At 66.8% G+C, this 23,076-nt stretch carries 21 protein-coding genes, 1 tRNA gene and 1 pseudogene; 10 read left to right on the forward strand and 13 right to left on the reverse strand.

The features are described from left to right. Nucleotides 1–31: 31 nt before the first annotated feature. Together fmt and def are read right to left on the reverse strand one after the other, a co-directional pair. The gene (gene fmt, locus ACTJLD_RS35235; RefSeq protein ID WP_059700492.1) at nt 32–1,015 is read right to left on the reverse strand and encodes a methionyl-tRNA formyltransferase; all 984 of its coding nucleotides are present in this window, start codon (nt 1,013–1,015) and stop codon (nt 32–34) included. A gap of 34 nt (nt 1,016–1,049) precedes the next feature. Then, nucleotides 1,050–1,553, reverse strand: a complete 504-nt coding sequence (gene def / locus ACTJLD_RS35240; protein WP_011353573.1) for a peptide deformylase — start codon at nt 1,551–1,553, stop codon at nt 1,050–1,052. Between the two features lie 185 nt (nt 1,554–1,738). Here def and dprA point away from each other — a divergent pair, with 185 nt between their 5' ends. The 3 genes from dprA (at nt 1,739) to ACTJLD_RS35255 (ending at nt 6,293) form a co-directional block, all read left to right on the forward strand. Then, a complete protein-coding gene (gene dprA, locus ACTJLD_RS35245; RefSeq protein WP_440661028.1) occupies nt 1,739–3,058 on the forward strand; it encodes a DNA-processing protein DprA in 1,320 nt (439 codons plus the stop codon). A gap of 36 nt (nt 3,059–3,094) precedes the next feature. Next, the gene (locus ACTJLD_RS35250; RefSeq protein ID WP_021159864.1) at nt 3,095–3,475 is read left to right on the forward strand and encodes a thioredoxin family protein; all 381 of its coding nucleotides are present in this window, start codon (nt 3,095–3,097) and stop codon (nt 3,473–3,475) included. A 193-nt stretch (nt 3,476–3,668) separates the two neighbouring features. Further along, on the forward strand, nt 3,669–6,293 hold the full coding sequence (locus ACTJLD_RS35255) for a DNA topoisomerase III (RefSeq protein ID WP_060174254.1): 2,625 nt from the start codon (nt 3,669–3,671) through the stop codon (nt 6,291–6,293). A 143-nt stretch (nt 6,294–6,436) separates the two neighbouring features. Here ACTJLD_RS35255 and ACTJLD_RS35260 read toward each other — a convergent pair whose 3' ends face one another. Further along, a complete protein-coding gene (locus ACTJLD_RS35260; protein ID WP_027788845.1) occupies nt 6,437–7,486 on the reverse strand; it encodes a LysR family transcriptional regulator in 1,050 nt (349 codons plus the stop codon). A gap of 426 nt (nt 7,487–7,912) precedes the next feature. Between ACTJLD_RS35260 and ACTJLD_RS35265 the strand changes: the two genes are divergently transcribed. Then, on the forward strand, nt 7,913–8,926 hold the full coding sequence (locus tag ACTJLD_RS35265; RefSeq protein WP_027788844.1) for a D-2-hydroxyacid dehydrogenase family protein: 1,014 nt from the start codon (nt 7,913–7,915) through the stop codon (nt 8,924–8,926). A gap of 49 nt (nt 8,927–8,975) precedes the next feature. On the opposite strand, the gene ACTJLD_RS35270 is transcribed toward ACTJLD_RS35265, so the two are convergent. Together ACTJLD_RS35270 and ACTJLD_RS35275 are read right to left on the reverse strand one after the other, a co-directional pair. Beyond that, complete coding sequence (locus tag ACTJLD_RS35270) at nt 8,976–9,842, reverse strand: patatin-like phospholipase family protein (protein WP_021159859.1); 867 nt, start codon at nt 9,840–9,842, stop codon at nt 8,976–8,978. A gap of 8 nt (nt 9,843–9,850) precedes the next feature. Beyond that, the gene (locus ACTJLD_RS35275; RefSeq protein ID WP_027785770.1) at nt 9,851–10,255 is read right to left on the reverse strand and encodes a PaaI family thioesterase; all 405 of its coding nucleotides are present in this window, start codon (nt 10,253–10,255) and stop codon (nt 9,851–9,853) included. Between the two features lie 190 nt (nt 10,256–10,445). Here ACTJLD_RS35275 and ACTJLD_RS35280 point away from each other — a divergent pair. After that, nucleotides 10,446–10,521, forward strand: a tRNA-Lys gene (locus tag ACTJLD_RS35280). A 213-nt stretch (nt 10,522–10,734) separates the two neighbouring features. Further along, nucleotides 10,735–11,787, forward strand: coding sequence for a DUF3592 domain-containing protein (locus tag ACTJLD_RS35285; RefSeq protein ID WP_440661032.1), 1,053 nt, complete (start codon nt 10,735–10,737; stop codon nt 11,785–11,787). A 54-nt stretch (nt 11,788–11,841) separates the two neighbouring features. Here the strand turns inward: ACTJLD_RS35285 and ACTJLD_RS35290 are convergent, their stop codons facing one another. After that, the gene (locus tag ACTJLD_RS35290) at nt 11,842–12,456 is read right to left on the reverse strand and encodes a CGNR zinc finger domain-containing protein (protein ID WP_226255959.1); all 615 of its coding nucleotides are present in this window, start codon (nt 12,454–12,456) and stop codon (nt 11,842–11,844) included. A gap of 81 nt (nt 12,457–12,537) precedes the next feature. On the opposite strand from ACTJLD_RS35290, the gene ACTJLD_RS35295 reads away from it, so the two are divergent. Beyond that, on the forward strand, nt 12,538–13,353 hold the full coding sequence (locus ACTJLD_RS35295) for an alpha/beta fold hydrolase (RefSeq protein WP_060197778.1): 816 nt from the start codon (nt 12,538–12,540) through the stop codon (nt 13,351–13,353). Nucleotides 13,354–13,390: 37 nt separating this feature from the next. Here the strand turns inward: ACTJLD_RS35295 and ACTJLD_RS35300 are convergent, their stop codons facing one another. The 5 genes from ACTJLD_RS35300 to phnA form a co-directional block, all read right to left on the reverse strand. After that, nucleotides 13,391–14,149 (reverse strand): amino acid ABC transporter ATP-binding protein, encoded by a 759-nt coding sequence (locus tag ACTJLD_RS35300; RefSeq protein WP_060174258.1) that lies wholly within the window; start codon nt 14,147–14,149, stop codon nt 13,391–13,393. Then, nucleotides 14,146–14,826, reverse strand: coding sequence for an amino acid ABC transporter permease (locus ACTJLD_RS35305; protein WP_027788824.1), 681 nt, complete (start codon nt 14,824–14,826; stop codon nt 14,146–14,148). The genes ACTJLD_RS35300 and ACTJLD_RS35305 overlap by 4 nt, the downstream gene beginning before the upstream one ends. Nucleotides 14,827–14,840: 14 nt before the next feature. Further along, nucleotides 14,841–15,623, reverse strand: coding sequence for an amino acid ABC transporter substrate-binding protein (locus tag ACTJLD_RS35310; RefSeq protein WP_048025642.1), 783 nt, complete (start codon nt 15,621–15,623; stop codon nt 14,841–14,843). 215 nt (nt 15,624–15,838) lie between these two features. After that, a complete protein-coding gene (phnY, locus tag ACTJLD_RS35315; protein WP_440661036.1) occupies nt 15,839–17,293 on the reverse strand; it encodes a phosphonoacetaldehyde dehydrogenase in 1,455 nt (484 codons plus the stop codon). 29 nt (nt 17,294–17,322) lie between these two features. Next, the gene (gene phnA, locus ACTJLD_RS35320) at nt 17,323–18,561 is read right to left on the reverse strand and encodes a phosphonoacetate hydrolase (protein ID WP_440661038.1); all 1,239 of its coding nucleotides are present in this window, start codon (nt 18,559–18,561) and stop codon (nt 17,323–17,325) included. On the opposite strand from phnA, the gene ACTJLD_RS35325 reads away from it, so the two are divergent. The 3 genes and pseudogenes from ACTJLD_RS35325 (at nt 18,560) to ACTJLD_RS35335 (ending at nt 19,650) form a co-directional block, all read left to right on the forward strand. Then, entirely contained in the window at nt 18,560–18,766 is a 207-nt protein-coding gene (locus ACTJLD_RS35325; RefSeq protein ID WP_440661040.1) for a hypothetical protein, read from the forward strand. The two genes, phnA and ACTJLD_RS35325, sit on opposite strands and share 2 nt — an antisense overlap. A 58-nt stretch (nt 18,767–18,824) precedes the next feature. Beyond that, a pseudogene (locus tag ACTJLD_RS35330) lies at nt 18,825–19,336 on the forward strand (putative 2-aminoethylphosphonate ABC transporter permease subunit); the annotation flags it as partial. 41 nt (nt 19,337–19,377) lie between these two features. Beyond that, nucleotides 19,378–19,650, forward strand: a complete 273-nt coding sequence (locus ACTJLD_RS35335; protein WP_440661042.1) for a hypothetical protein — start codon at nt 19,378–19,380, stop codon at nt 19,648–19,650. 174 nt (nt 19,651–19,824) lie between these two features. Here the strand turns inward: ACTJLD_RS35335 and ACTJLD_RS35340 are convergent, their stop codons facing one another. After that, nucleotides 19,825–20,550 (reverse strand): phosphonate utilization associated transcriptional regulator, encoded by a 726-nt coding sequence (locus tag ACTJLD_RS35340; protein WP_027788819.1) that lies wholly within the window; start codon nt 20,548–20,550, stop codon nt 19,825–19,827. A 206-nt stretch (nt 20,551–20,756) separates the two neighbouring features. After that, nucleotides 20,757–22,931, reverse strand: a complete 2,175-nt coding sequence (locus ACTJLD_RS35345; RefSeq protein ID WP_321919839.1) for a phosphocholine-specific phospholipase C — start codon at nt 22,929–22,931, stop codon at nt 20,757–20,759. Nucleotides 22,932–23,076: the final 145 nt, after the last annotated feature.

A 23,076-nucleotide genomic window follows, 5' to 3' on the forward strand; every position in this document is an offset into this window, starting at 1 on the left:
GCAGGCCGTGTCGAATAGCGGTCAGGCCGCCTCAGGCAACGTCGGTCAGCGCAAAACGCTGGCCCGCGGCGAGCGGCGAACCGGCCAGAAACTCGCGGGCGGGCAGCCGCTTGCCGCCCGGCTTCTGCAACTGCGTGACGCGCAGTGCACCGCTGCCGCACGCGACGACCACGCCTTCCGGCGCGGCTTCGACGATCGTGCCGGGCAGCGCGTCGCCGCGCGCCGCCACGGGCTCGGCCGCCCACAGCTTGATCGCCGCGCCATCGAGCGTCGCGACGCCGCCCGGGAACGGATCGAACGCACGCACCTGGCGCGCGAGCACGTCGGCCGGCTTGCGCCAGTCGAGCGCCGCTTCGTGCTTGCCGATCTTTTCCGCGTAGGTCACGCCGTCGGCCGGTTGCGGCGTGGCCGGCAGCACACCGTCGCGCTCGAGCTGCACGAGCGCGTCGACGATCAGTCGCGCACCTTCGGCAGCGAGCCGGTCGTGCAGGGTCGCGGTTGTCTCGTCCGGCGCGATCGCGATGCGCGCCTCCTCGATCATCGCGCCGGTGTCGAGGCCGATGTCCATCTGCATCAGCGTGACGCCCGTCTCGGCGTCGCCGGCCTCGATCGCGCGGTGGATCGGCGCGGCGCCGCGCCAGCGCGGCAGCAGCGATGCATGAATGTTGATGCAGCCGCCGCGCGGAATGTCGAGCACCTCCTGCGGCAGCAGCAGGCCGTATGCGGCGACCACCATCACGTCATGCGGAGTCGAGCGCAGCAGCTCGATAGCGTCGGCCGCCTCCGCCGGGTACTTGCCCGCGCGGCGCAGCGACGGCGGCTGCGCGACGGGCATCCCGTGCTCGACGGCGTAGCGCTTCACCGCGCTTGCCTGCAGCTTCATCCCGCGCCCGGCAGGGCGATCGGGCTGGGTCAGCACGAGCGGCACCGGAAAACCGGCCTCGTGGATCGCGGCCAGGGCAGCCGCGGCAAATTCCGGCGTGCCGGCAAAAATCACGCGCAACGTATGGTTCATGACAGCTTTCGGGGTCGGGCAGGGCGAACGCGCGTCACATCGCGCGTTCGAGTTTCTTCATCTTCGTCTTGATGCGTGTCTGCTTGAGCGGCGACAGGTATTCGACGAACACACGCCCCATCAGGTGATCCATCTCGTGCTGGACGCACACGGCCAGCAGGCCCTCGCAGTCGAGCTCGAAGGTCTCGCCCTGCTCGTTGAGCGCACGTACGCGCACATGATCGGGACGCTCGACTTCGTCGTAGATGCCGGGCACCGACAGGCAACCCTCTTCGTAGATCTGCTTCTCGTCGCTCGACCACACGATCTCGGGGTTGATGAACGCGCGCAGCTCGTTCTTTTCCTCCGAGACGTCGATCACGATCACGCGCTCGTGCACGTCGACCTGCGTGGCCGCCAGGCCGATGCCGGGCGCTGCGTACATGGTTTCGGCCATGTCGGCGACGAGCTTGCGGATCCGGTCGTCGACCTTGTCGACGGGCTTTGCGACCTTGTGCAGCCGCTTGTCGGGGTAATGAAGAATATTGAGTAAAGCCATGGCGTTCGGTATTCGGTGGGGCGGCATGCCGCATCGGCCATCCGGCCAGCTGGCGGTGCCGCCGGGATGCAATGAAGATGAGGCGGACGCGCGGCGAATCAATGCCGCGGATCACGCCTCCTGCAATTGGCCGGGCGCCTGCGCGCGCGGCCCTGTCGAGTATTTCGGATGATGAAAATTTTATCATGGCGCCACGCGGTCCGCTGGCCGCCGCATTCGAGGAGCGCCTCATGTCGCCGCAAGTGCTGACCACCTCCGCGCTGCGTGCGTGGCTGCAGCTCGCGCATGCGCCCGGCCTCGCACCCGCCGTGCTGCAGGCACTGCTCGACGCGTTCGGCTCGCCGGATGCGCTGCTGCGCGCGTCCGGCCAGGCGATCGCCGCCGCAACCAGCCCCGCCGCGGCCCAGGCCGTGCGCGCGAGCGAGCGCGGCGACCTCGACGCGCGCACCGACGCCGTGCTCGCCTGGCTCGACGCGCCGGGCAACGCGCTCGTCACGCTCAACGATCCGGCCTACCCGCCGCGGCTGCGCGACCTGCACGATCCGCCGCCGCTGCTATATGTAAAGGGCCGTCTCGACCTGCTGCACGCGCGCGGTCTCGCCGTGGTCGGCAGCCGCCACGCGACGCCGCAGGGTCTCGCCGACGCGACGCGCTTCGCCCGCGAGCTGTCCGACACCGGGCTTCCGGTCGTGTCGGGCCTCGCGCTCGGAATCGACGGCGCCGCGCATCGCGGCGGGCTCGACGGCCGGTCAGGCACGGTCGCGGTGATCGCGACCGGCGCCGATCTCGTCTATCCGGCGCGACACCGTGCGCTCGCCCACGAAATCGCCGCTCACGGCGCGATCGTGTCGGAATGGCCGCTCGGCACACCAGCCCGCGCCGCACACTTCCCGCAACGCAACCGGCTGATCGCCGCGCTCGCGATCGGCGTACTCGTCGTCGAGGCCGCCCCGCGCTCCGGCTCGCTGATCACCGCGCGGCTCGCGAACGAACTGGGGCGCGATGTGTTCGCGATGCCGGGCTCGATCCACGCGCCGCTCGCGCAGGGCTGCCACGCACTGATCCGCGACGGCGCGAAGCTGACGGCGGCGCCGCTCGACGTGCTCGAGGAGTACGGGCTGGGCGAACCGGCTGTTCACGCGGCGGGCGATGCATCGTGCACCGGAAATCAGCTCGCCAGCGCCGCCAACCTCCGCGGAACCGAGGCTGCCGGCGTCATGCAGGCCGATCCGCTCGTTGCAGCCGGCCCGCCGGCGCGAGTCGAAGCATCGCCGGCGCTACCCCACTGCCCGTCCGAACAGGCCGTACTCGCCGCACTGGGATACGGCCCCGTCACCTACGAATGGCTCGCCGAACACAGCGGCCTCGCCGACGACGTGCTGCACGGCGCGCTGCTGGCGCTCGAGCTGGCCGGTCGCGTCGCGAGCGTCCCCGGCGGACGCTTCGCGCGCCTTGACGCAGCGCCCACCCCGGCCGCGCACGGCGTGCTACATTCCCCCGCATAGGGGCGGCCAAGCCGCCGACGATATCCAAGGAAATCCATGCCCGCGCTGAACCTCGACACCGATGCGGATCGGATCGCCGAGCGCCTCGCCGATCCCGGCACGTTGCTCGTCGCCTGCCTGTGCGCCGAGTGGTGCGGCACGTGCCGCGACTACCGGACGGCCTTCGACCAGCTCGCCGACGCGCATCCGGACGCCTGCTTCGCCTGGATCGACATCGAAACGCATGCCGACCAGCTCGACGATCTCGACGTCGAGAACTTCCCGACGATCCTGATCGAAGATACCCACACCGCACGTTTCTTCGGCACGGTGCTGCCGCATGCGGCAATCGTCGAGCGGATGCTGTCCGACCTGAGTGCGGTACCCGGTGCGCCGCACGCACCGAAATTGCGCAACGTCCTGACCGTCGAAGCCTGAATTCACGAGCCGGCCCGGTGGTTTTGCGCCCGTTTGCGCGCGCCGCCGCGCCGGGCGCTTGCCGCCGTTGCAGGCCCCCTCTATGATGAGCCGCTTTTTGCACGCCGAGCCGCCGTCGCGTCGGCGTGTGCTATAAAGCGGTCGTTAAAGGGACCCACAACCGGCGAACCCGGTCTACCAACACACACCTGTCATGTCCAAAGCACTGATCATTGCGGAAAAGCCTTCTGTCGCGAACGACATCGCACGCGCTTTGGGCGGCTTTACCAAGCATGACGAGTATTACGAGAGCGACGATTTCGTCCTTTCGTCCGCTGTCGGCCACTTGCTGGAAATCGCCGCCCCGGAAGAGTACGAGGTCAAGCGCGGGAAATGGAGCTTCGCGCATCTGCCCGTCATCCCCCCGCATTTCGACCTGAACCCGATCGCAAAAAGCGAGTCGCGCCTCAAGGTGCTCACGAAGCTGATGAAGCGCAAGGACGTCGACCGCCTGATCAACGCATGTGACGCGGGGCGCGAGGGCGAACTGATTTTCCGTCTGATCGCGCAGCACGCGAAGGCGAAGCAGCCGGTCCAGCGCCTGTGGCTGCAGTCGATGACCCCGCAGGCGATCCGCGACGGCTTCGCGAACCTGCGCAGCGACACCGACATGCAACCGCTCGCCGACGCCGCACGCTGCCGCTCGGAAGCCGACTGGCTCGTCGGGATCAACGGCACCCGCGCGATGACCGCGTTCAACAGCAAGGGCGGCGGCTTCTTCCTGACGACAGTTGGCCGCGTTCAGACGCCAACGCTGTCGATCGTCGTCGAACGCGAAGAGAAAATCCGCCGCTTCATCCCGCGCGACTACTGGGAAGTGAAGGCGGAATTCGCGTGCGCGGGCGGCTTCTACGAAGGCAAGTGGTTCGACCCGAAATTCAAGCGCGACGAATTCGATCCGGAAAAGCGCGACTCCCGCCTGTGGAGCCTGCCGGCCGCCGAAACGATCGTCGCCGCGTGCCGCGACCAGGTCGGCACGGTCTCGGAGGAATCGAAGCCGTCGACCCAACTGTCGCCGCTACTGTTCGACCTGACGAGCCTGCAGCGCGAAGCGAACAGCCGCTTTGGCTTCTCCGCGAAGAACACGCTCGGTCTCGCGCAGGCGCTGTATGAAAAGCACAAGGTGCTGACCTACCCGCGTACCGACGCGCGCGCGCTGCCGGAAGACTATCTGTCGACGGTCCAGTCCACGCTCGAGATGCTCAAGGAGAGCCACAACTACCTGCCGCATGCGAAGCAGGTGCTCGACAAGGGCTGGGTGAAGCCGAACAAGCGCATCTTCGACAACTCGAAGATCAGCGACCACTTCGCAATCATCCCGACGCTGCAGGCACCGAAGTCGCTGTCCGAGCCGGAGCAGAAGCTGTACGACATGGTCGTGAAGCGCTTCCTCGCCGTGTTCTTCCCGGCCGCCGAATTCCGTGTCACGACGCGGATCACCGAAGTCGCCGGCCATCACTTCAAGACCGAAGGCAAGGTGCTCGTCGAGCCGGGCTGGCTGCAGGTGTACGGCCGCGACGCCGAAGGCGCGGATGCGAACCTCGTGCCGGTGCAGAAGGACGAGAAGGTGAAGACGGACGAAATCGCCGCCGTCGCGCTCGTCACGAAGCCGCCCGCACGCTATTCGGAAGCGACGCTGCTGTCCGCGATGGAAGGCGCGGGCAAGCTCGTCGAGGACGACGAACTGCGCGAAGCCATGGCCGCGAAGGGCCTCGGCACGCCGGCCACGCGTGCGGCGATCATCGAAGGCCTGCTAGGCGAAAAGTACCTCGTGCGTGAAGGCCGCGAACTGATCCCGACCGCGAAGGCATTCCAGCTGATGACGCTGCTGCGCGGGCTCGGCGTGAAGGAACTGACCGCGCCGGAGCTCACCGGCGAATGGGAATACAAGCTGTCGCAGATGGAGCGCGGCAACCTCGGGCGCGACGCCTTCATGCAGGAAATCGCCCGCATGACGCAGCAGATCGTCAAGCGCGCGAAGGAATACGATTCCGACACGATCCCCGGCGATTACGCGACGCTCGAGACGCCGTGTCCGAACTGCGGCGGCCAGGTGAAGGAAAACTACCGCCGCTTCGCGTGCACGAAGTGCGAGTTCTCGATCTCGAAGATCCCGGGCAGCCGGCAATTCGAGATCGCGGAAGTCGAGGAGCTGCTGCGGGAAAAGACGATCGGTCCGCTTTCCGGATTCCGCAGCAAGATGGGCCGCCCGTTCTCGGCGATCCTGAAGCTCTCGTTCGACGACGAGACGAAGAACTACAAGCTCGAGTTCGATTTCGGCCAGGATACGGGCGGCGAGGAAGGCGAGGCGCCCGACTTCTCGACGCAGGAGCCGGTCGGCGCGTGCCCGAAGTGCAAGGGCCGCGTGTTCGAGCACGGGATGAGCTACGTGTGCGAGCACTCGGTGGCCAACCCGAAGACGTGCGACTTCCGCTCGGGCAAGGTGATCCTGCAGCAGGAAATCACGCGCGAGCAGATGGGCAAGCTGTTGGCCGACGGCCGCACGGATCTGCTGCCGAACTTCAAGTCGTCGCGCACCGGCCGCAACTTCAAGGCGTTCCTCGTGAAGCAGCCGGACGGCAAGATCGGCTTCGAGTTCGAGAAGAAGGAACCGAAGGCTGCCGCCGCGAAAAAGACCGCGAAATCGGCGACGAAGGATGCCGAAACCGTGACGGAAGGTGCAGAAGAGAAACCGGCACCGGCTCGCAAGACCGCCGCGAAGACTGCAGCCACCAAGACGGCGGCTCGCAAGACGACGGCCCGCAAGACGGGCTCGTAACAGCCTGGACGCCGGGACGGGCTTTCTCCCGGCGCGTCCTGCTTCGGCAGGCAGCTATAAAAAAACGCGGATCGACTGCTCGATCCGCGTTTTTTCTTTGTGCCGGCGGTAACCGACGCCCGGCCGCCCCGGCCGTCGCGCCGTTACAGCGGCGACGGCGCCGCGACGCGCGTGCGCGGCGAACGCGGCAGGCGCGGCGACAGGTTCGGGTCGGCCGATTCCGGTTGCTCGGCACGCGTCTCGACACCGATCGGCGCGAGCGCGGAGCTCTGCGCGGCCCACTGCTCACCCATCGTCGCGTCGGTCGCGTGGCTGAAATGCTCGACGAGGTGGTCGATGAACGTGCGCACCTTCGCGGGCAGATGGCGCCGGCTCGGGTAAGCGATGTTGATCTCGACCTGCGGCAGCCGGAAATCCGGCAGCAACCGCACGAGCGCACCGCGCGCGATGTCGCTGCCGATCAGGTAACTCGGCAGGATCGCGACACCCATCCCGAGCAGCGCGAACTGGCGCAGCATCGCGGTGTTGTTCGCGACAATCACGTTGGTCGGGCGCACACGCACTTCGCCGTCCTGTCCCGTGAACACACGCTCGTCGCCCCAGTATTCGGTCGGCAGGCTCAGGCTCGGATGCTCGGCAAGATGCTCCGGATGGGTCGGCACGCCGTGCTTCTCCAGATAGCTCGGCGTCGCGCACACGGTCATGCAGCCGGTGGTCAGGCGCCGCGTGACGATGCTCGCGCTGCGCATCTGGCGCGTGACGACGATGCCGACATCGAAACCTTCCTCGACCAGATCGACCTGCCGGTCGACCAGCGTGAGATCCGGCACCACTTTCGGGAAATTCTCCGTGTACGACTGCAACACGGGCGCGAGGTTATGCAGGCCGAACACGACCGGCGCGACGATGCGCAGCGTGCCGACCGGCTCGTGATTGCGCGCGACGACCATCTGCTCGACGTCTTCCAGCTCATCGAGGATCTGGCGGGCACGCTCCAGATAGACCTGGCCTGACTCCGTCAGGGAAAGGCTGCGCGTGGTGCGGTTCAGCAAACGCGTGCCGAGCCTGCCCTCCAGATCGGCGACGTGACGCGTCGCGACCGCGTTGGAGATATCCATTGCACTCGCGGCCCGCGCGAAACTGCCGAGATCTGCAACCTTGACGAACACGCGCATCGACTGCAAATGATCCATAAACGACTCCTGCCGCTGTTACAACTTCAAAAAGATGAAGCAAATGCGTAATTCTCCTACGACAGCGGAAATGATGCAGAGTTGCTCAACAAGGCCCCGGTTGACGATAAAAATAGTCAAAAATCCTCGCCCTCTGCGGATAGTTGATCCAATTATTCCGATTGGGACAACAATTGGGTGAACCTCGTCGTGTAAGCGGCCGAATCAGGAAGGACGTATTTGATGCGACACAACAGCGCACCCTTCTGCCCTTCCCGCGAGCGGCGCCGGGTCAGGCCGCCGCCAATTGCGGCGGAGCGTAACAACCTGTTAAAAAGACACCACGAAGGCGGCTGACATAGCATCATGTCGGCCCCGGCCGGGCGGGACGGGTGCGCGAGGTGCGCCGCCGCCGCCGCCGCTTTCAACGCGCGACACCCGCTCATCATGAAAATTGCCATCCTCGACGACTACCAGGACGCCGTCCGCAAGCTGAACTGCTTCGAGATGCTTGCCGGCCACGACGTGAAGGTCTTCAACAATACGGTGCGCGGATTGGGACAACTCGCCAGCCGTCTGGCGGAAGTCGAGGCGCTCGTGCTGATTCGCGAACGGACCCCGATTTCGTCGCAACTGCTCGCGAAGCTGCCGAACCTGCGCATGATCAGCCAGACCGGCCGCGTGTCGAGCCACATCGATCTCGAAGCCTGTACCGACCGCGGCATCGCGGTGCTCGAAGGCACGGGCTCGCCGGTCGCCCCTGCCGAGCTGACCTGGGCGCTCGTGATGGCCGCCCAGCGCCGCATTCCTCAGTACGTCGCGAACCTGAAGCAGGGCGCCTGGCAGCAGTCGGGCCTGAAGACATCGGCCATGCCGCCGAACTTCGGCCTCGGCCAGGTGCTGCGCGGCCAGACGCTCGGCATCTGGGGCTACGGCAAGATCGGCCGGCTCGTCGCCGGCTACGGCAAGGCGTTCGGGATGAACGTGCTGATCTGGGGCCGCGAGCATTCGCTCGAGGCCGCGCGCGCCGACGGCTATACGGCCGCCGAAAGCCGCGAAGCGCTGTTCGAGCAGAGCGACGTGCTGTCGCTGCACCTGCGCATGCATGACGACACGCGCGGGATCGTGAAGCAGGAAGACCTGATGCGGATGAAGCCGACGTCGCTGCTCGTCAACACGAGCCGCGCCGAACTGCTCGAGGAAAACGCACTGGTCAACGCACTGTCGCACAACCGTCCGGGGATGGTCGCGATCGACGTGTTCGAGAGCGAGCCGATCCTGCAGGGCTACAGCCTGCTGCGAATGGAAAACGTGATCTGCACGCCGCACATCGGCTACGTCGAGCGCGAAAGCTACGAGCTCTACTTCAGCGCGGCGTTCCGCAACATCCTCGCGTTCGACGACGGCGACATGTCGAGCGTTGCCAACCCGGAAGCGCTGACGCCGATCCGCAAGCGCTGACCGCGCGGGCTGCGCACGCCGCGCGGCCCCGCACCTCCGTTCCCGATCGTCAGGCGGCCACGCGGCCGCCCGTCATCGCGTCGACGCGCGTGAGGAAATGCTCGCCGTCGCGCCGACCGAGATCGTACGCATGCCGCATCTGCGACGGGCTCGTGTAATCCCAACTCGAAATCGGCACCTTGCTCGAAGGCTGGACGTACAGCCGACGCTGCTCGCCATGCGCGACCGTGAACATCTGCGGGCGCGGATACAGCCGCGTGACGAGCACCAGCACGTCGCCCGGCGTCGGGTCGAGCGCGTCGACCGGCACGTTGTCGACCATCCCGCCGTCGAGCACCGGCCGGCCGCCGCGGCGCAGCACCGGCGTGAACGGCGGCGTGCAGGACGACTGCAGGATCAGGTCGGCGAGTTCCTCGACTTGCGTGCAGGCCTGCGCACGCACGAATTCGGGCCGAAAACCGAGCGTGCGCCCGAGCGTCGGGTGCAGCGTCTTGCGCACGTACTTCTCGATGTTGTACGCGACGAGACCGGCGGCGACTGCGCTGCGCGCACCGAGCCAGCGCGGCACATGCGACACGCCGATGCGGATCTCCGGCGCCGCGGCAAGCTTCGCGAACGGTTCGCCGTAGATGTCGAGCAGCGCCTGACGGTAAATCCGGTAATGCGGAAACACGGGCTCACGCCCGAACAGGTTGCCCCAGTACGCGTTCTTCCGGTTGTGGCGCAGCGCCTCTTCGTAATAGCGCATCACCCAGGCGGCGTCGCGTGTATACAGCATGCAGGCGGTTGCCGCGCCGGCCGAGATACCGGTGATCACGCGCGGGCGCAGGCCGAGCGCCGGCTGTGCGACGTCCCAGAAGCCGGCCTGCCACCAGCAGCGATTGCCGCCGCCCGCAAAGACGATCTGGTCGAACATCGCGCCGCTCAGCTGACGAGCGCGTAGGTCGACGTCGCGTGAACGGCCATCTTGCCGTCTTCGTCGAACAGCTCGACTTCGCCGAATACGAGATTGCGGCCCATCCGCAGCACGCGCGCGGTGACGAGCACGTCGCCCTTGCGCACGGGACGCATGAAGTTCGTGTTCAACGACACGGTCGTCATCGGCCGGAACTCGCCGAGCGCGGCCGAGATCGCGACCACCATCGCGGTATCGGCGGCCGCCGTGAACACCTGGCCGCAGATCACACCGCCCGAATGGCGGAATTCGCCGGAAAACGGCAGGCGCAGCGTGACGCTGTCGTCGCCGATCGACACGGGGACCAGACCGAGCGAGCGGACCCAGGGGGCCAGCAGGCGATCCAGCAATTCGCGGACTGCGTTTTCGTCCATCTTCGAAAGCCCAGAAAGCGTTGCGCGACCGCCGCGCAACACGTGTGGCGTCATCATACCGGGAGCACGAAAACTGCGATCGCTCGTTATCGGGCCGGCAGCCACCGTTGTCGTGACGAAATATTCTCAGGAAATTTGCAGAAAGGACTTGCCAAGCCTGAAATGCTCGTGCATAATCTTTCTTCTGTTGGGGGCGTTAGCTCAGTTGGTAGAGCAGCGGACTCTTAATCCGTAGGTCGAGTGTTCGAGTCACTCACGCCCCACCAGGAATTTCAAGGGCCGGTCAGCGCAAGCTGACCGGCCTTTTCCGTTTACGCCGCTTTCCTGCCGTTTTTCATTTACGCCGCCTCGCTTCGCGTTGCGCGCCCCTCGCGGTACGCGAGCGCACCCATCTTCCGCATCGTTTCCGCTAGAATCGTCCGACAAATATCACACGACCGGCGCAGGCACTGTCATTCGCCCGTCGGCACTGAGAGAGCATGGGACGTCAGACATGGAAGCATGTGAACGGGACGCGACCATTCAGAGGGCCTGGTTGCGCCGATATCGGCCGGTTCGGCGGGTCACGCCATCCCCCCTATCAAGCCGGAATCCGCAGTGCGAAGCACGAAGAACCGGATCCGGTCATGCCGGGTAGGGACGCACTCGTCGCGATGGCGCTCGGCGTCGTGCTGCTCGTACTGGCCGGCATGCTCGCCGTGACGGCCGGGCAGGCGACCGGCCAGCTGGTCCGCGCACCGGGCACGGTCGTGCGCATCGTGCAGGACAGCGACGCGATGCGCGCGTACCGGCCGATCGTCGCGTACCTCGCGAACGACGGCCAGCGCCGCGAAGTCGCCGGCAATACCGCATCGACCGTCCCCGCCTACGACATCGGCGAGAACGTCGAGGTATGGCTCGACCCCGGCCACCCCGAACGCCCCGCGCTGATCGACGATTTCGCGCAACGCTGGTTTCCGGCGATCGTGCCGGCGCTGCTCGCCATCGCATCGTTCGCGATCGGCGGCCTGCTGATCGCCGGTGAGCGCCGCCGCCGGTCGTCCGCCCCGCCGCCGGCCCGCCGCGCCCGCAAGCACGTGCGCAGCCGCTGGGATATCGCGATCGTGCTGATTCCGATCGCGATCGGCACGGGCTTCATCGCCGGCGCCGGTGCGGCCGGCCTGCGCCAGTGGCAGGTCATCCACCACTATGCGCGTTCCACCGGCCATGTCGTCGAGATCGCGAAAAACGCGCACTCGCCCCGCGCGCGCACGTCGCTGTATTCGGCGATCGTCGCGTTCACGACCGACAGCGGACGCCAGATCAAGTTCGCGCAGGGTTCGGCGTCGTCGCATCCGGGACTGCACGAAGGCGAAGCGGTCAACGTGCTGTACGACCCCGTCACACCCGAGCGCGCGGTGGTCGACCGCTTCTGGGATCACTGGGGCCTCACGGCCATCCTGTTCGCGATCGGCGCGCCGTTCCTCGCGGCCGGGCTGTTCATCGCCGCGACGCTGTGGCCGGAACATCCGCCGCACGAAGCCGCGCCTTGACGTTCACGTGCCGGCCGCGCACCGCGCGGCACGACGACCGGCTCGGCGCGCGCGTCACCGCTCCCTGAACGCCTCCACTTTCGCGCGGTTCCCGCAGGTGCGCATGTCGCACCAGCGCCGCCCGACGCCGCGCCCGCGATCGACGAAGAACCACGTGCAACGGCCGCACTGGCGCACGCGCGCAAAATCGTCGCTGCGCAGCAGATGCTCGAACCCGAGTGCGGCCGCGTCGACCCAGCGCGACGCGACGCGCGCGTCGGGCCGCCACGCGAACCGGCCGTCGACCGCATCGAACGCGCTGCGCCCGATCGCCTCGCGGATCGCAACGGCGAGCCGGCCCGCCGCGCGCGCGCCGGCAGTGCCGCCACTTCCGGCCGCCAGGTGTGCGATCGCGGTGTAGGCCTCCTCGCGAAAGCGATGCAGCGCGACCAGTGCGTCGGCGTCGTCCTGCCGCGCATGACGCAGAAGCCGCGCCAGATCGGCCGGCGCCAGCAACCCCGATCGCTCCGCCCACGCATGCACGGCCGGCCAGTCGACGAACTTGTCCGCGTCGCGCGTCTTGCCCGTGTCGGCCACCGTGTTGAGGAAGTCGAGCGCCGGATGGCCGCCGACAAAATCGGCTGCCCCCCATTCATGCGCATGTCGCACGGGTTCGTGTCGAGTAACCATTTATTTTCACCTATCGGTTTCACACCCGGACGATCCGGAGTAACCTGTTAACAACCAAAACAGGTTAGCACGGAGATGCCGATGCTCGAACTCGCCAACCGCTTCATTTTCGAAGGCCACCGGATTGCCTGGGGAACGTTCGGCGAAGGCCCGCCGCTCGTGCTCGTGCACGGCACGCCGTTTTCGTCGCAGGTGTGGCGGCGGATCGCACCGTGGCTCGCGCGCCGTCATCGCGTGTTTTTCTACGACCTGCTCGGCTACGGTCAATCCGACATGCCGGATGCGGACGTGTCGCTCGGCCGCCAGAACGCGCTGTTCGGCGCGATGCTCGACGCATGGAACATTTCGCGACCGCGCGTGCTCGCGCACGACTACGGCGGCGCCACCGTGCTGCGCGCGCACTTCCTCGACGGCGTCGCCTATGCGGATCTCACGCTCGTGAACCCGGTCGCGATTGCGCCGCAGGGTTCGCCGTTCGTGCGCCACGTCGCGCAGCACGAAGCCGCCTTCACCGGATTGCCCGCGTATGCGCATCACGCACTCGTGTCGGCCTATCTCGGCAACGCCGTCGCCCGGCCGCTGAGCGACGAGGCGCTGTCGATCTACCGCGCGCCGTGGCTCACGCCCGCCGGCCAGGCCGCGTTCTATCGCCAGATCGCGCAGATGCGCCAGCACTACATCGAGGAAGCCGAGGCCCGTTATGCGCCACCGGACTTTCCGGTGCGCATCGTGTGGGGCGAGGACGACGCGTGGATTCCGCTCGAACAGGGGCAGGCGCTGGCCGATCGCATCGCCGGCGGCCAGCTGATCAGGGTGCCGCGCGCGGGCCACCTGGTGCAGGAAGATGCGCCGGAAGCGATCGTCGCGGCGGTGCTCGACCGGCCAGGGAAAGGTTGACGACGCCTGTACCGCGTGTCGCTTGTTGCGTGCCGCGTCAGAACACCGGCACGCCCTGCGCGAGCGTCGAGATGAACTTCGCGGTGCGCGGATCGCGCGGGTCGCCGAACAGGTCGCGCGATGCACCGGCCTCGACCACGCGCCCTTCCGCGAGAAACACCGCGTCGTGCGCGATCGACGCGGCCAGGCGCAGGTCGTGCGTCGCCATCAGCATCGTCGTGCCTTCGCGCGCGAGCTGGCGCAGCACCTCGACGACTTCGACGGACAGCTCCGGATCGAGTGCCGACGTCGGCTCGTCGCACAGCAGCACCTGCGGCGACGGCGCAAGCGCACGTGCGATCGCGACGCGTTGCTGCTGGCCGCCCGACAGCGTGCCGGGCCACGCGTCGGCCTTGTTCGCGATACCGACCTTCTCGAGCAGCGCGAGCGCGCGTTCGCGGGCCCGTTCGCGCGGCCAGCGCTGCACGGTGACGAGCCCTTCCATCACGTTCTGCACGACGCTCAGGTGCGGAAACAGCTGAAAGTTCTGGAACACCATGCCGGTCTGGCGGCGCACCGCGAACACGGCATCGCGCGCCGGCCGGTGCGTCGGCGAGAAGTCGATGCGGGCGTCGCCGACCGTCAGCGCACCTGCCTCGGGTACTTCGAGCAGGTTCACGCAACGCAGCAGCGTGCTCTTGCCGCTGCCGGACGGCCCGATCAGCGCCGTCACGCTGCCGGGCTGCAAGGCGAGGTCGATCCCGTGCAACACGCGCTGCGTGCCGAACGACTTGTCGATGCGTTCGAGCCGGATCATCGCAACTCCGCCTGGAACAGCGCGTGACGGCCGAAGCGGGTTTCGAGGCGACGCTGCAGCGTGGACAGCACCGAACTGAGCAGCAGATAGATCAGCGCGGCTTCCGTATAGAGGATCATCGGTTCGTAGGTCACGGCCGCGATCCGCTGCGCGGCCTGGAAGATCTCCGGCACGGTCAGCACGGCCGCGAGCGACGTGTCCTTCACCAGCGAAATGAACGAATTCGACAAAGCCGGCAGCGCGACGCGCGCGGCCTGCGGCAGGATCGCGCGGCGCAGCGCCTGCGGGCGCGTCATCGCCATCGAGTACGCGGCCTCCCACTGCCCCTTCGGAATCGATTCGATCACGCCGCGGATCACCTCCGCGTTGTACGCGCCGACGTTCAGCGAGAAGCCGATCACGGCGGCCGTCAGCGGATCGAGCACGATGCCGACGCTCGGCAGGCCGTAGAAGATCACGAACAGCTGCACGAGCAGCGGCGAGCCACGAAACAGCCAGATGTAGAACCGCACGGCGGCCTGCGCCCAGCGCGGCCCGAACAGCCGCACGAGCGCCGCGCCGAACGCGAGCAGCAGACCGATCGCGAACGACGCGAGCGTGAGCGGAACCGTGAACACGAGCCCCGCGACGAGCAGGGGCTTCAGCGATTCCGCCATCAGGTGAAGCCAGGCCGGCATCGTTCAGCCTCGCGTCACGGCTGCGACACGTCGCGGCCGAAATACTTCTGCGAGATCTTCGCGTAGGTGCCGTCGGCCTTGATGTCCGCGAGCGCCTTGTCGATCGCGGCCACCAGCGCGGGGCTGCCCTTGCGCAGCAGCACGCCCGATGCATCGCTGGCGCCGCCCGCGTCGGTCGCCGCGATCTTCAGTTTCGCGTCCGGCTTGTGCTTGCGGAAATCGAGGTACGACAGCGAATCGTTGATCGTCGCGTCGACGCGCCCCGAGCTCAGCAGGTCGATCGATTCGTTGAAGCCCTGCACCGGCACGACGTCCGCGCCATGCGCGGCCGCGAGCTTGCCGAAATTGCTGGTGAGCGTGTTCGCGGACTTCTTGCCCTTCAGGTCGTCGAACGAGCGGATCGTCGTGTTGTCCGCGCGCACGATCAGCACCGCGCGCGACGTGATGTACGGCGTGGAGAAATCGTATTTCGCCTTGCGGGCGTCGGTGATCGACACTTCGTTGACGACCGCGTCGTAGCGGTTCACGTCGAGGCCCGCGATCAACCCGTCCCACTTGCCTTCGACGAACTGCGGCTTCACGCCGAGACGCTGCGCGATCGCGGTCGCGATGTCGACGTCGAAGCCCGTCAGCTTGCCGGTCTCGTCGTGGTACGTGAACGGCGCGTACGTCCCTTCGGTACCGACCCGGAACACGCCGGACGACTTGATCTGCGACAGGTCGTCGGCCGCCAGTGCGCTCGTGACCGAAACGGCCTGCAGCATGGCGACGACCAGGATGGAGCGAAGGATTTTCATGGTGCGGACCCCGAATGATTGGAGGGAATGATCCCGCGGCACGCGCGTGCCGTTCGAGAAGTCCGCGAATTCTACCGACGCGTCGAGGCACGGCAAAAACGCAAATCGGCTATCGATATGAGCCGATCGAATAACGCGTCGATCAACGCGCCGCTCAACGCACCGATCGACGCGCGCACCGGCCGCGAAACCGGTGCGCGCGGCTTACACACCGCTTACCACGGCAGCGAATACGTCTTCGTGTTCGTGAAGCTCTTCATCGCTTCCTGCACGCCTTCCTTGTACCCCAGCCCCGAATCCTTCACGCCGCCGAACGGCGTCAGTTCGAGCCGGTAGCCCGGCACTTCGCGCACGTTCACGCTGCCGACTTCCAGCTCGGTGATGAAGCGCGTGATGTGATCGAAGCGGTTCGTGCACACCGACGACGACAGCGCATAGTCGGTGCTGTTCGACATCCTGATCGCTTCGTCGATGTCGCGGAAACGCATGATCGGCGACACCGGCCCGAACGTCTCGTATTTCACGAGCGGCATGTCGGGCGTCACGCGATCGATCACCGTCGGCGAATACAGCGCGCCGTCGCGCACGTTGCCGACCAGCAGCCGCGCCCCGCGCGCGATCGCGTCGTTCACCTGCCGCTCGCAGAACTTCGCGGCCGCTTCGTCGATCACCGTGCCCATGTCCACCGACGGATCGGCCGGATTGCCGTACGACCACGCACGCGTTTTTTCGACGACCAGCCCGGTGAAGCGATCGGCCACCGACTCGTGCACGAGCATCCGCTTGATCGCGGTGCAGCGCTGCCCCGAGTTCCTGTACGAACCCGACACCGCGAGCGTGCTCGCTTCGTCGAGATCGGCGTCTTCCATCACGATGATCGGGTCGTTGCCGCCGAGTTCGAGCACCGCGCGCCGGTAGCCCATCCGCGCCGCGATCGACTTGCCGATCGATACGCCGCCCGTGAACGTGATGAGGTCGATCGCCGGGTTCGTGATCAGTTCGTCGGCGATTTCCCTCGGGTCGCCGGTAATCACCTGCAGCATCTGCGGCGGCAGGCCCGCTTCGTACAGGATGTCCGCGAACAGGTAGCACGACAGCGGCACCTTCTCGGACGGCTTCACGACGATCCGGTTGTTGGTCGCGACGGACGGCACGATCTTGTGCGCGACCTGGTTCATCGGGTGGTTGAACGGCGTGATTGCCGAAATCACGCCGAGCAGCGGATCGCGCTGCGTGTACACGCGGCGCTTCTTGCCGTGCGGGGTCAGGTCGCACGAGAAGATCTGTCCGTCGTCCTTCAGCACTTCACCGGCGCCGAACGTCAGCACGTCGGCCACGCGGCCCGCCTCGTACGTCGAATCCTTGATGCACAACCCGGCCTCGGCGGTGATCAGCGCCGCGATCTCCGCCGTGCGCGCACGCACGATGTCGGCCGCGCGGCGCAGGATCGCCGCGCGATCGTGGCGCGTGAGCGCCGGCCGGTATGCATGCGCGGCCGCGAACGCGCGCCGCACGTCGTCGAGCGTCGCCTTCGGCACGGTGCCGACCAGCGCGCCGTCGTACGGGTTGCGCACTTCGATCACCGCGTCCCGATGAATCCGTTCGCCGTCGATTCGCAGTGCTTCGCGACGAATCTCGCGGACGTCCGTCGATGCTGCAATGGCGTTCATGAGTGTGTCCCCTTGCGGATGCGTACGCATCACTGCAGATGGTTGAGCGCGATGTCGATGATGTCGAAGTTGCGCAGCCGCGCGCGGCCCGTGACGTCGCCGGCGACCGGCTTGCTGAAGATCAGCGGCACGATCTGCTCGGAGATCCCGCCGTGCGAACGCAGCGGCACGTCAAGGCCCGACAGGTCGTGCTTGATGCGGCGCGTGCCGAGCACGACGTCCTGCTTCGAGATCACGATCAGGTCGCCCATGCGCGCGGGCGGCAGCTCGAAGCGCGCGCAGCCCTCGGCGCCCGTCAGCACGACCTCGATGCCGTCGACCGCGGCAAGCCGCGCGCGCAGCGCCTCGGCATCGGCCGACGCCGGCATGTAGAGGGTCGCGAACGAGCCGAGCGCGCCGTGGTGCACGACGTACGGATCGGTGATCGGCAGGATCACGCGCGCCGCGTCGTGACCGAGCCACTCGTCGAACAGTTCCTGCAGGTAGATCACGTTCGGCTCGCCGGTTTCATCGTCGTGCTTCGCGTTCATCCCGTGGTCGGCCGTGATCGCGACGATCGCGCCGAGTTCGTCGAGGCGCTGCAGGTACGTGTCCATCATCGCGTAGAACGCGTTTGCGCCTTCCGTGCCGGGCGCGCACTTGTGCTGCACGTAGTCGGTGGTCGACAGGTACATCAGGTCGATCGGGCGCGTCTCGAGCAGGCGCACGCCGGCCGCGAACACGAATTCCGACAGGTCCGCGCTGTACACGCTCGGCACGGGCTTGCCGACCAGCTCGAGCACGTTGTCGATGCCGTTTTCCTCGACGGTCGCCTCGTCGGCCTTTTCCGACGAGAAGCATATGCCCTTCAGCCCCTTGCCGAGGAGGCGGCGCAGCTTGTCCTTCGCGGTGACGACCGCGACGCGCGCCCCCTGCTCGGCGAAGGTCGCGAGCACGGTGGGGGCGACCAGGTACTTCGGATCGTTCATCAGCACCTCGGCGCCGGTGTCGCGATCGTAGAAATAGTTGCCGCTTATCCCGTGCACCGCCGGCGGCACGCCCGTCACGATCGACAGGTTGTTCGGGTTCGTGAAGCTCGGCACCACGCACTCGCCCTTGAGCGCCGTGCCCGGTTTCAGCAGCGTGCGCAGGAACGGCGCGACGCCGGCCCCGGCGGCTTCCTCCAGGTATTCGTATGCGCAGCCGTCGACGCACACGACCACCACCGGCCGGCGCATCCAGTTGTAGCGGCGGCCGTTCACTTCCACGGATACAGGCGTTTCAGTCATGACGTTCATGCCTTTCGGTTCGAAGGGTAGAGCCGTCGGCGCCCGCGTGCGCCGAAGGGAGGTGCTTTCCATGCTCGACATTAAAATTGATGATCTGTTGATTGTCAACAACATGCAGACGACAGAAAGCAAAACAACGGAGCGGCAAGAGGGCTGGCCTCCAGTCATCCGCCGTGTGCCGCGGCGCCACTGTCAAGGGGTCTGAAGATGAACGAAGTGCCGGTAAACAGGCGTTTGGATGCATGGCGGCGGGCGCGGCCCGTCTCGCGCTGGCCACGCTGATGTCGCTGTTCCTGCTCCTGCCGCTCGCGCTCGTCGTGCAGAAATGCTTCGTCGATGCCGACGGCCGATTCGTCGGCGCGCACAATTTCGTCGATTACCTCGAGGACGGCGGCGTGCTGAGCTCGATGCTGCATTCGCTGACGGTCGGCGCGCTCGTCACGATGATCGTCGTGCCGATGGCGTTCATGTTCACGTTCGCGTATGCGCTGACGCGCTCGTACAGCCGCTGAAGAACGCCGCGCGCCCGATCGAGCTCTTGCCGCTGCTCGCGCCGACGCTGTTGTCCGCGACGTTGTTCATCTACCGGTTCGGCAACGCGGGGCTGCTGAAGCCGCTGCTGCACGGCCATTCGATCTACGGGCTGCCGGGCATCGTGCTGAGCAGGGTGTCCGCGTCATTCCCGCACGTGCTGATGATCCTCGTCACCGCGCTGTCGCTGGCCGACGGCCGGCTCTACGAGGCCGCCGACGCGATGGGCACGCGCCGCCTGCGCCACTCGAAACGCCTGATTGGAATCCGACGATATCCCAAAAAATGATGCGCCTTCCGTTATTCGCCGCACTCACCATGACGATCGGTGCGTGCTCGAAATATAAAGACGAGAAGTGGACAGCGCTTCAGAACATGCCTGCGTTTGCCGAGCCAAACGACGATAGAACCCAGCCGATCTTTTCGGTCAGGAAAGGTGAATCCTGTGTTCCATTGACGGATCGTGTTGCCAAAATTTACGCATACACACAAGTGCACTGCGAATCCGGCACGGGCTGGGTTCTGGACGATGCCTTTGATAAACGACGCGGCAAATGATCGCCTGCCGGCGATCCTTGCATTCAGCCCGCGCGCCCTCGATTTCGACCGGAGCTACGCCTGTCCGATGCGACAAGCAAGCCAGCCGAAACTCGCCATGCAAGAACGGAAGGCGGTGAGCGCCCGGTCAACGCTCTTTCGTCATCAATGTGCGATGACGCGCACCGCCCCCACTCACGCGCCGGCCTTCTCCCGCGCCGCCTTGCCCGTCGCGGGCAGCCCCTGCTCGTGCGTACGGCGCATCCGCGCAAGGCCATGCGAAACGTGCTCGCGCACCAGCGCGACCGCCTGCTCCTCGTCGCCCCGCGCGAGCGCCTGCACGATCTTGTCGTGCTCGGCGGCGGACACCGCGATCGCGTCTTCCTCGGCCTCGATCGCGGCCTGGCGCAGCAGCCCGAGCTGGCGCACCAGCCGGCGGTAGGTATCGGTGAGATGCGTATTGCCGACGCCGACGACCATCGCGTCGTGGAACTGCACGTTCAGCTCCGTATAGCGCGTGACGTCGTGGGACTTCGCGGCGTCCTTCATCGACTGGATGATGCCCTTCAGCACCTTCAGCGTGTCGGGCGAGATGCGCTTCGCGAGCGCGCGCGCGACCGACTCGTCGAGCATCGCGCGCACTTCGTAGATCTCCTCGGCCTCGCGCAGCGGCACGACGCGCACCGTCACGCCGCGGTTCTTCTCGTTACGCAGCAGGCCGGCCTGTTCGAGCGCCCGGAACGCTTCGCGCACGGGGCCGCGCGACACGTTCAGCCGGGTCGCGATCTCGACTTCGTTGAGCTTCTCGCCGGGTGCGTATTCGCCGGAGACGATTGCGCGCTCGAGCATGTCCTGGACGATCATCGCGAGCGACTGGCTTTGCAGGAGTTCGATGGCGCTGAGCGCGTTCGGGGCTGTCATGGTCGGGCAGGCAGCAAGGCTGCGGTAGGGAACGAGGGCGCCATATCGGCGAATGATCCTTGTATATCCTCGGCCCGACACATTGTCAACAGTTTTCAGTTTCCAAAAGCCAATCTCACGTACCGGGATGCAATCGGGATGCAGCCGGCAGGCGGTGCTCGCGCGGCGGGCCGACCTCACCCGCATCGCGCGACGCGTGACGGCCGTCAGGCCGTCGCGTGCTTCACCGGCCCCGGATCGCTGTGGCTCGGCCGGCCCGTCTCGACGTGGCCCGCGAAGCGGCGCACGACCTTGTCGTCGCCGCCGCGCAGCGTCGTCGCGGTAATCGTCAGATCGTACCAGCCGTGGCTCGACGACAGCGCGAAGTGATCCTCGACGCGTTCGCCCGGCTCCAGCGTGTAGGTGCGCGCATGCGCATGGCTGTACGCGTTGTCGACCGTCACGCGGCAGGTTGCGCGCCCGCTGTTGCGCAGTTGCAGGTACACGTGCCGGTTGCGCACGTCGTAGCCGATCCGCGCTTCGGGGTTCGCGTGCCGCCCGTCGGCCGCGAGCCGCGTGTTGCCCTGGAACTCGCACAGATAGCCGTTCGGGCCGTATGCCGCGAGATGGTAATCGCCGCGTGCAGCCGACGTGTTCCACGTGTCGACGAAGCGATCGTGCGCGGACACCGCATAACGACGCGGCGGCGTTGCCGGATTGCGGCGGTCGTACACGTAGAACGCCGCACCCGCGTCGCCGGTGTTCGCGAAGTCGAGCGACACGCTGTCGTCATGGCCGCTCACGCGGCTGTGCACGAACAGCTCGTACGGCAGCGCCCGCGCCGGCCGCGTGCCGGGTTCCTGCGCCGGCATCGCCTGCTGCGCAGGCACCTGGTACGCCTGGCCGGCGGTCGCGATGTGCTGCGGCACCGTGAAGCTCACCGAGCGCGTGTCGGGGCGCGCGGAGAAGTCGAACGCCGACGTGAGGTCGCCGCAGATCGAGCGGCGCCATGCGCTGATGTTCGGCTCCTTCACGCCGAAGCGCGCTTCGAGGAAACGCAGCACCGACGTATGGTCGAACGTCTCCGAGCAGACCCAGCCGCCCTTCGTCCACGGCGAGATGATGATCAGCGGCACGCGCGGCCCGAGGCCGATCGGCTGGATGCCGCCCGGGTCCGCGCCCGGCACGAGCGGGCTCATTTCGCCCGGGTACTTGTTCAGGTCGAGCAGCTCGTCGCCGAGGTTCGACAGCAGGTTCGACGACACGATGCCCTGGCCGCCCACGCCGCTCGTGACCGGCGGCACCGGCGGCACGACGTGGTCGAACAGCCCGTCGTTCTCGTCGTAGTTGAGGATGAACACCGTCTTCGCCCACACCTCCGGGTTCGACGTCAGCGCCTCGAGCACCATGTTGATGTAGAACGCGCCGTCGGTCGGCGACGCCTGCGGGTGCTCGCTGTACTTGTACGGCGCGACGATCCACGACACCTGCGGCAGCCGGTTCGCCTGCACGTCGGCCTTCAGCTCGGCGAGCGTGTGGTCCGACGCGCCCTTGTCAACCAGCGGGCCGCTCGCACCCTCCTTCACCTGGAACTTCTTGAAGAACATCAGCGAGTTGTCGGTGTAGTTGTCGGTCGGGTCGCCCGGGATGCCCGTGCCGCCCTGGTACACCTTCCAGCTGATCTTCGCGTGCTCGAGGCGCTCGGCGTAGGTCGTCCACGTGTAGCCGTTCACGTCGTCGCGCTCGCCGATGCCCGGGCCGTTCGGCGGGGTGCCGTAGATGTTGCGCGGGTCGACCGTGCCGGTCCACAGGTAGATGCGGTTCGGCGCGGTGTCGGCGTGCGCGGAGCAGAAGTACGAATCGCAGATCGTGAACGCGTCGGCCAGTGCGTAGTGGTACGTGAGGTCCTGACGCTTCAGGTAGCCCATCGTCAGCACGTCCTGCTTCTGGTTCACCCACTGGTCCCACTGGCCGTTGTTCCAGGACAGGTGGCCGCTGCTCCAGCCGTGGTTGGTGCCCGGCTGGAATTCGGTCGTCTGCTTCGGATCGAGGTAGAACGGCAGCACGTACGGCGCCGACGGATCGAGGCCGCGCGAATGGTAGTTCTTCGTGAACACCGATGCCGGCGGCTGCTGCCACACCGGCGCGCCGCTCGGCAGCAGGTGCGGGCGCGGGTCGTTGAAGCCGCGCACGCCGCGCAGCCCGCCGAAGTAATGGTCGAACGAACGGTTTTCCTGCATGAAGATCACGACGTGCTCGACGTCGCGGATCGTGCCCGTGCGGTAGGCGGCCGGCATCGCCAGCGCATTGCGGATCGCGGGCGGGAAGCCCGCGTAGGCGGCCATCGCACCGGCCGACTGCGCGGCGAGGCGCAGGAAATCGCGTCGATTGTTCGAAGACATGAAGGGAACCCTGTTGTCGGTAGGAGTGGGGCGCCGGTCGAGCGGGGCCGGCGATCGGTGTGTTACGCGCTATTACCCCGCACCGGCATGTCCCGGCCGTGACCGGTTCCAGCAGGTTTCTTGCGCTCACCCCCAGCTTTTTTTC

The organism is Burkholderia sp. 22088, assembly GCF_052045915.1.
In the GTDB taxonomy this organism is placed as follows: Bacteria; Pseudomonadota; Gammaproteobacteria; order Burkholderiales; family Burkholderiaceae; genus Burkholderia; species Burkholderia cepacia.

Coding starts and splice junctions, on each gene's coding strand:
- ACTJLD_RS35325 (WP_440661040.1), top strand. CDS start 18,560: ATGACGTTCATGCCTTTCGGTTCGAAGGGTAGAGCCGTCGGCGCCCGC.
- ACTJLD_RS35275 (WP_027785770.1), bottom strand. CDS start 10,255: ATGGACGAAAACGCAGTCCGCGAATTGCTGGATCGCCTGCTGGCCCCC.
- ACTJLD_RS35310 (WP_048025642.1), bottom strand. CDS start 15,623: ATGAAAATCCTTCGCTCCATCCTGGTCGTCGCCATGCTGCAGGCCGTT.
- ACTJLD_RS35260 (WP_027788845.1), bottom strand. CDS start 7,486: ATGGATCATTTGCAGTCGATGCGCGTGTTCGTCAAGGTTGCAGATCTC.
- ACTJLD_RS35265 (WP_027788844.1), top strand. CDS start 7,913: ATGAAAATTGCCATCCTCGACGACTACCAGGACGCCGTCCGCAAGCTG.
- dprA (WP_440661028.1), top strand. CDS start 1,739: ATGGCGCCACGCGGTCCGCTGGCCGCCGCATTCGAGGAGCGCCTCATG.
- ACTJLD_RS35345 (WP_321919839.1), bottom strand. CDS start 22,931: ATGTCTTCGAACAATCGACGCGATTTCCTGCGCCTCGCCGCGCAGTCG.
- def (WP_011353573.1), bottom strand. CDS start 1,553: ATGGCTTTACTCAATATTCTTCATTACCCCGACAAGCGGCTGCACAAG.
- phnA (WP_440661038.1), bottom strand. CDS start 18,561: ATGACTGAAACGCCTGTATCCGTGGAAGTGAACGGCCGCCGCTACAAC.
- ACTJLD_RS35255 (WP_060174254.1), top strand. CDS start 3,669: ATGTCCAAAGCACTGATCATTGCGGAAAAGCCTTCTGTCGCGAACGAC.
- ACTJLD_RS35290 (WP_226255959.1), bottom strand. CDS start 12,456: ATGGTTACTCGACACGAACCCGTGCGACATGCGCATGAATGGGGGGCA.
- ACTJLD_RS35305 (WP_027788824.1), bottom strand. CDS start 14,826: ATGCCGGCCTGGCTTCACCTGATGGCGGAATCGCTGAAGCCCCTGCTC.
- ACTJLD_RS35295 (WP_060197778.1), top strand. CDS start 12,538: ATGCTCGAACTCGCCAACCGCTTCATTTTCGAAGGCCACCGGATTGCC.
- fmt (WP_059700492.1), bottom strand. CDS start 1,015: ATGAACCATACGTTGCGCGTGATTTTTGCCGGCACGCCGGAATTTGCC.
- ACTJLD_RS35300 (WP_060174258.1), bottom strand. CDS start 14,149: ATGATCCGGCTCGAACGCATCGACAAGTCGTTCGGCACGCAGCGCGTG.
- ACTJLD_RS35335 (WP_440661042.1), top strand. CDS start 19,378: ATGATGCGCCTTCCGTTATTCGCCGCACTCACCATGACGATCGGTGCG.
- ACTJLD_RS35270 (WP_021159859.1), bottom strand. CDS start 9,842: ATGTTCGACCAGATCGTCTTTGCGGGCGGCGGCAATCGCTGCTGGTGG.
- ACTJLD_RS35285 (WP_440661032.1), top strand. CDS start 10,735: ATGGGACGTCAGACATGGAAGCATGTGAACGGGACGCGACCATTCAGA.
- ACTJLD_RS35340 (WP_027788819.1), bottom strand. CDS start 20,550: ATGACAGCCCCGAACGCGCTCAGCGCCATCGAACTCCTGCAAAGCCAG.
- phnY (WP_440661036.1), bottom strand. CDS start 17,293: ATGAACGCCATTGCAGCATCGACGGACGTCCGCGAGATTCGTCGCGAA.
- ACTJLD_RS35250 (WP_021159864.1), top strand. CDS start 3,095: ATGCCCGCGCTGAACCTCGACACCGATGCGGATCGGATCGCCGAGCGC.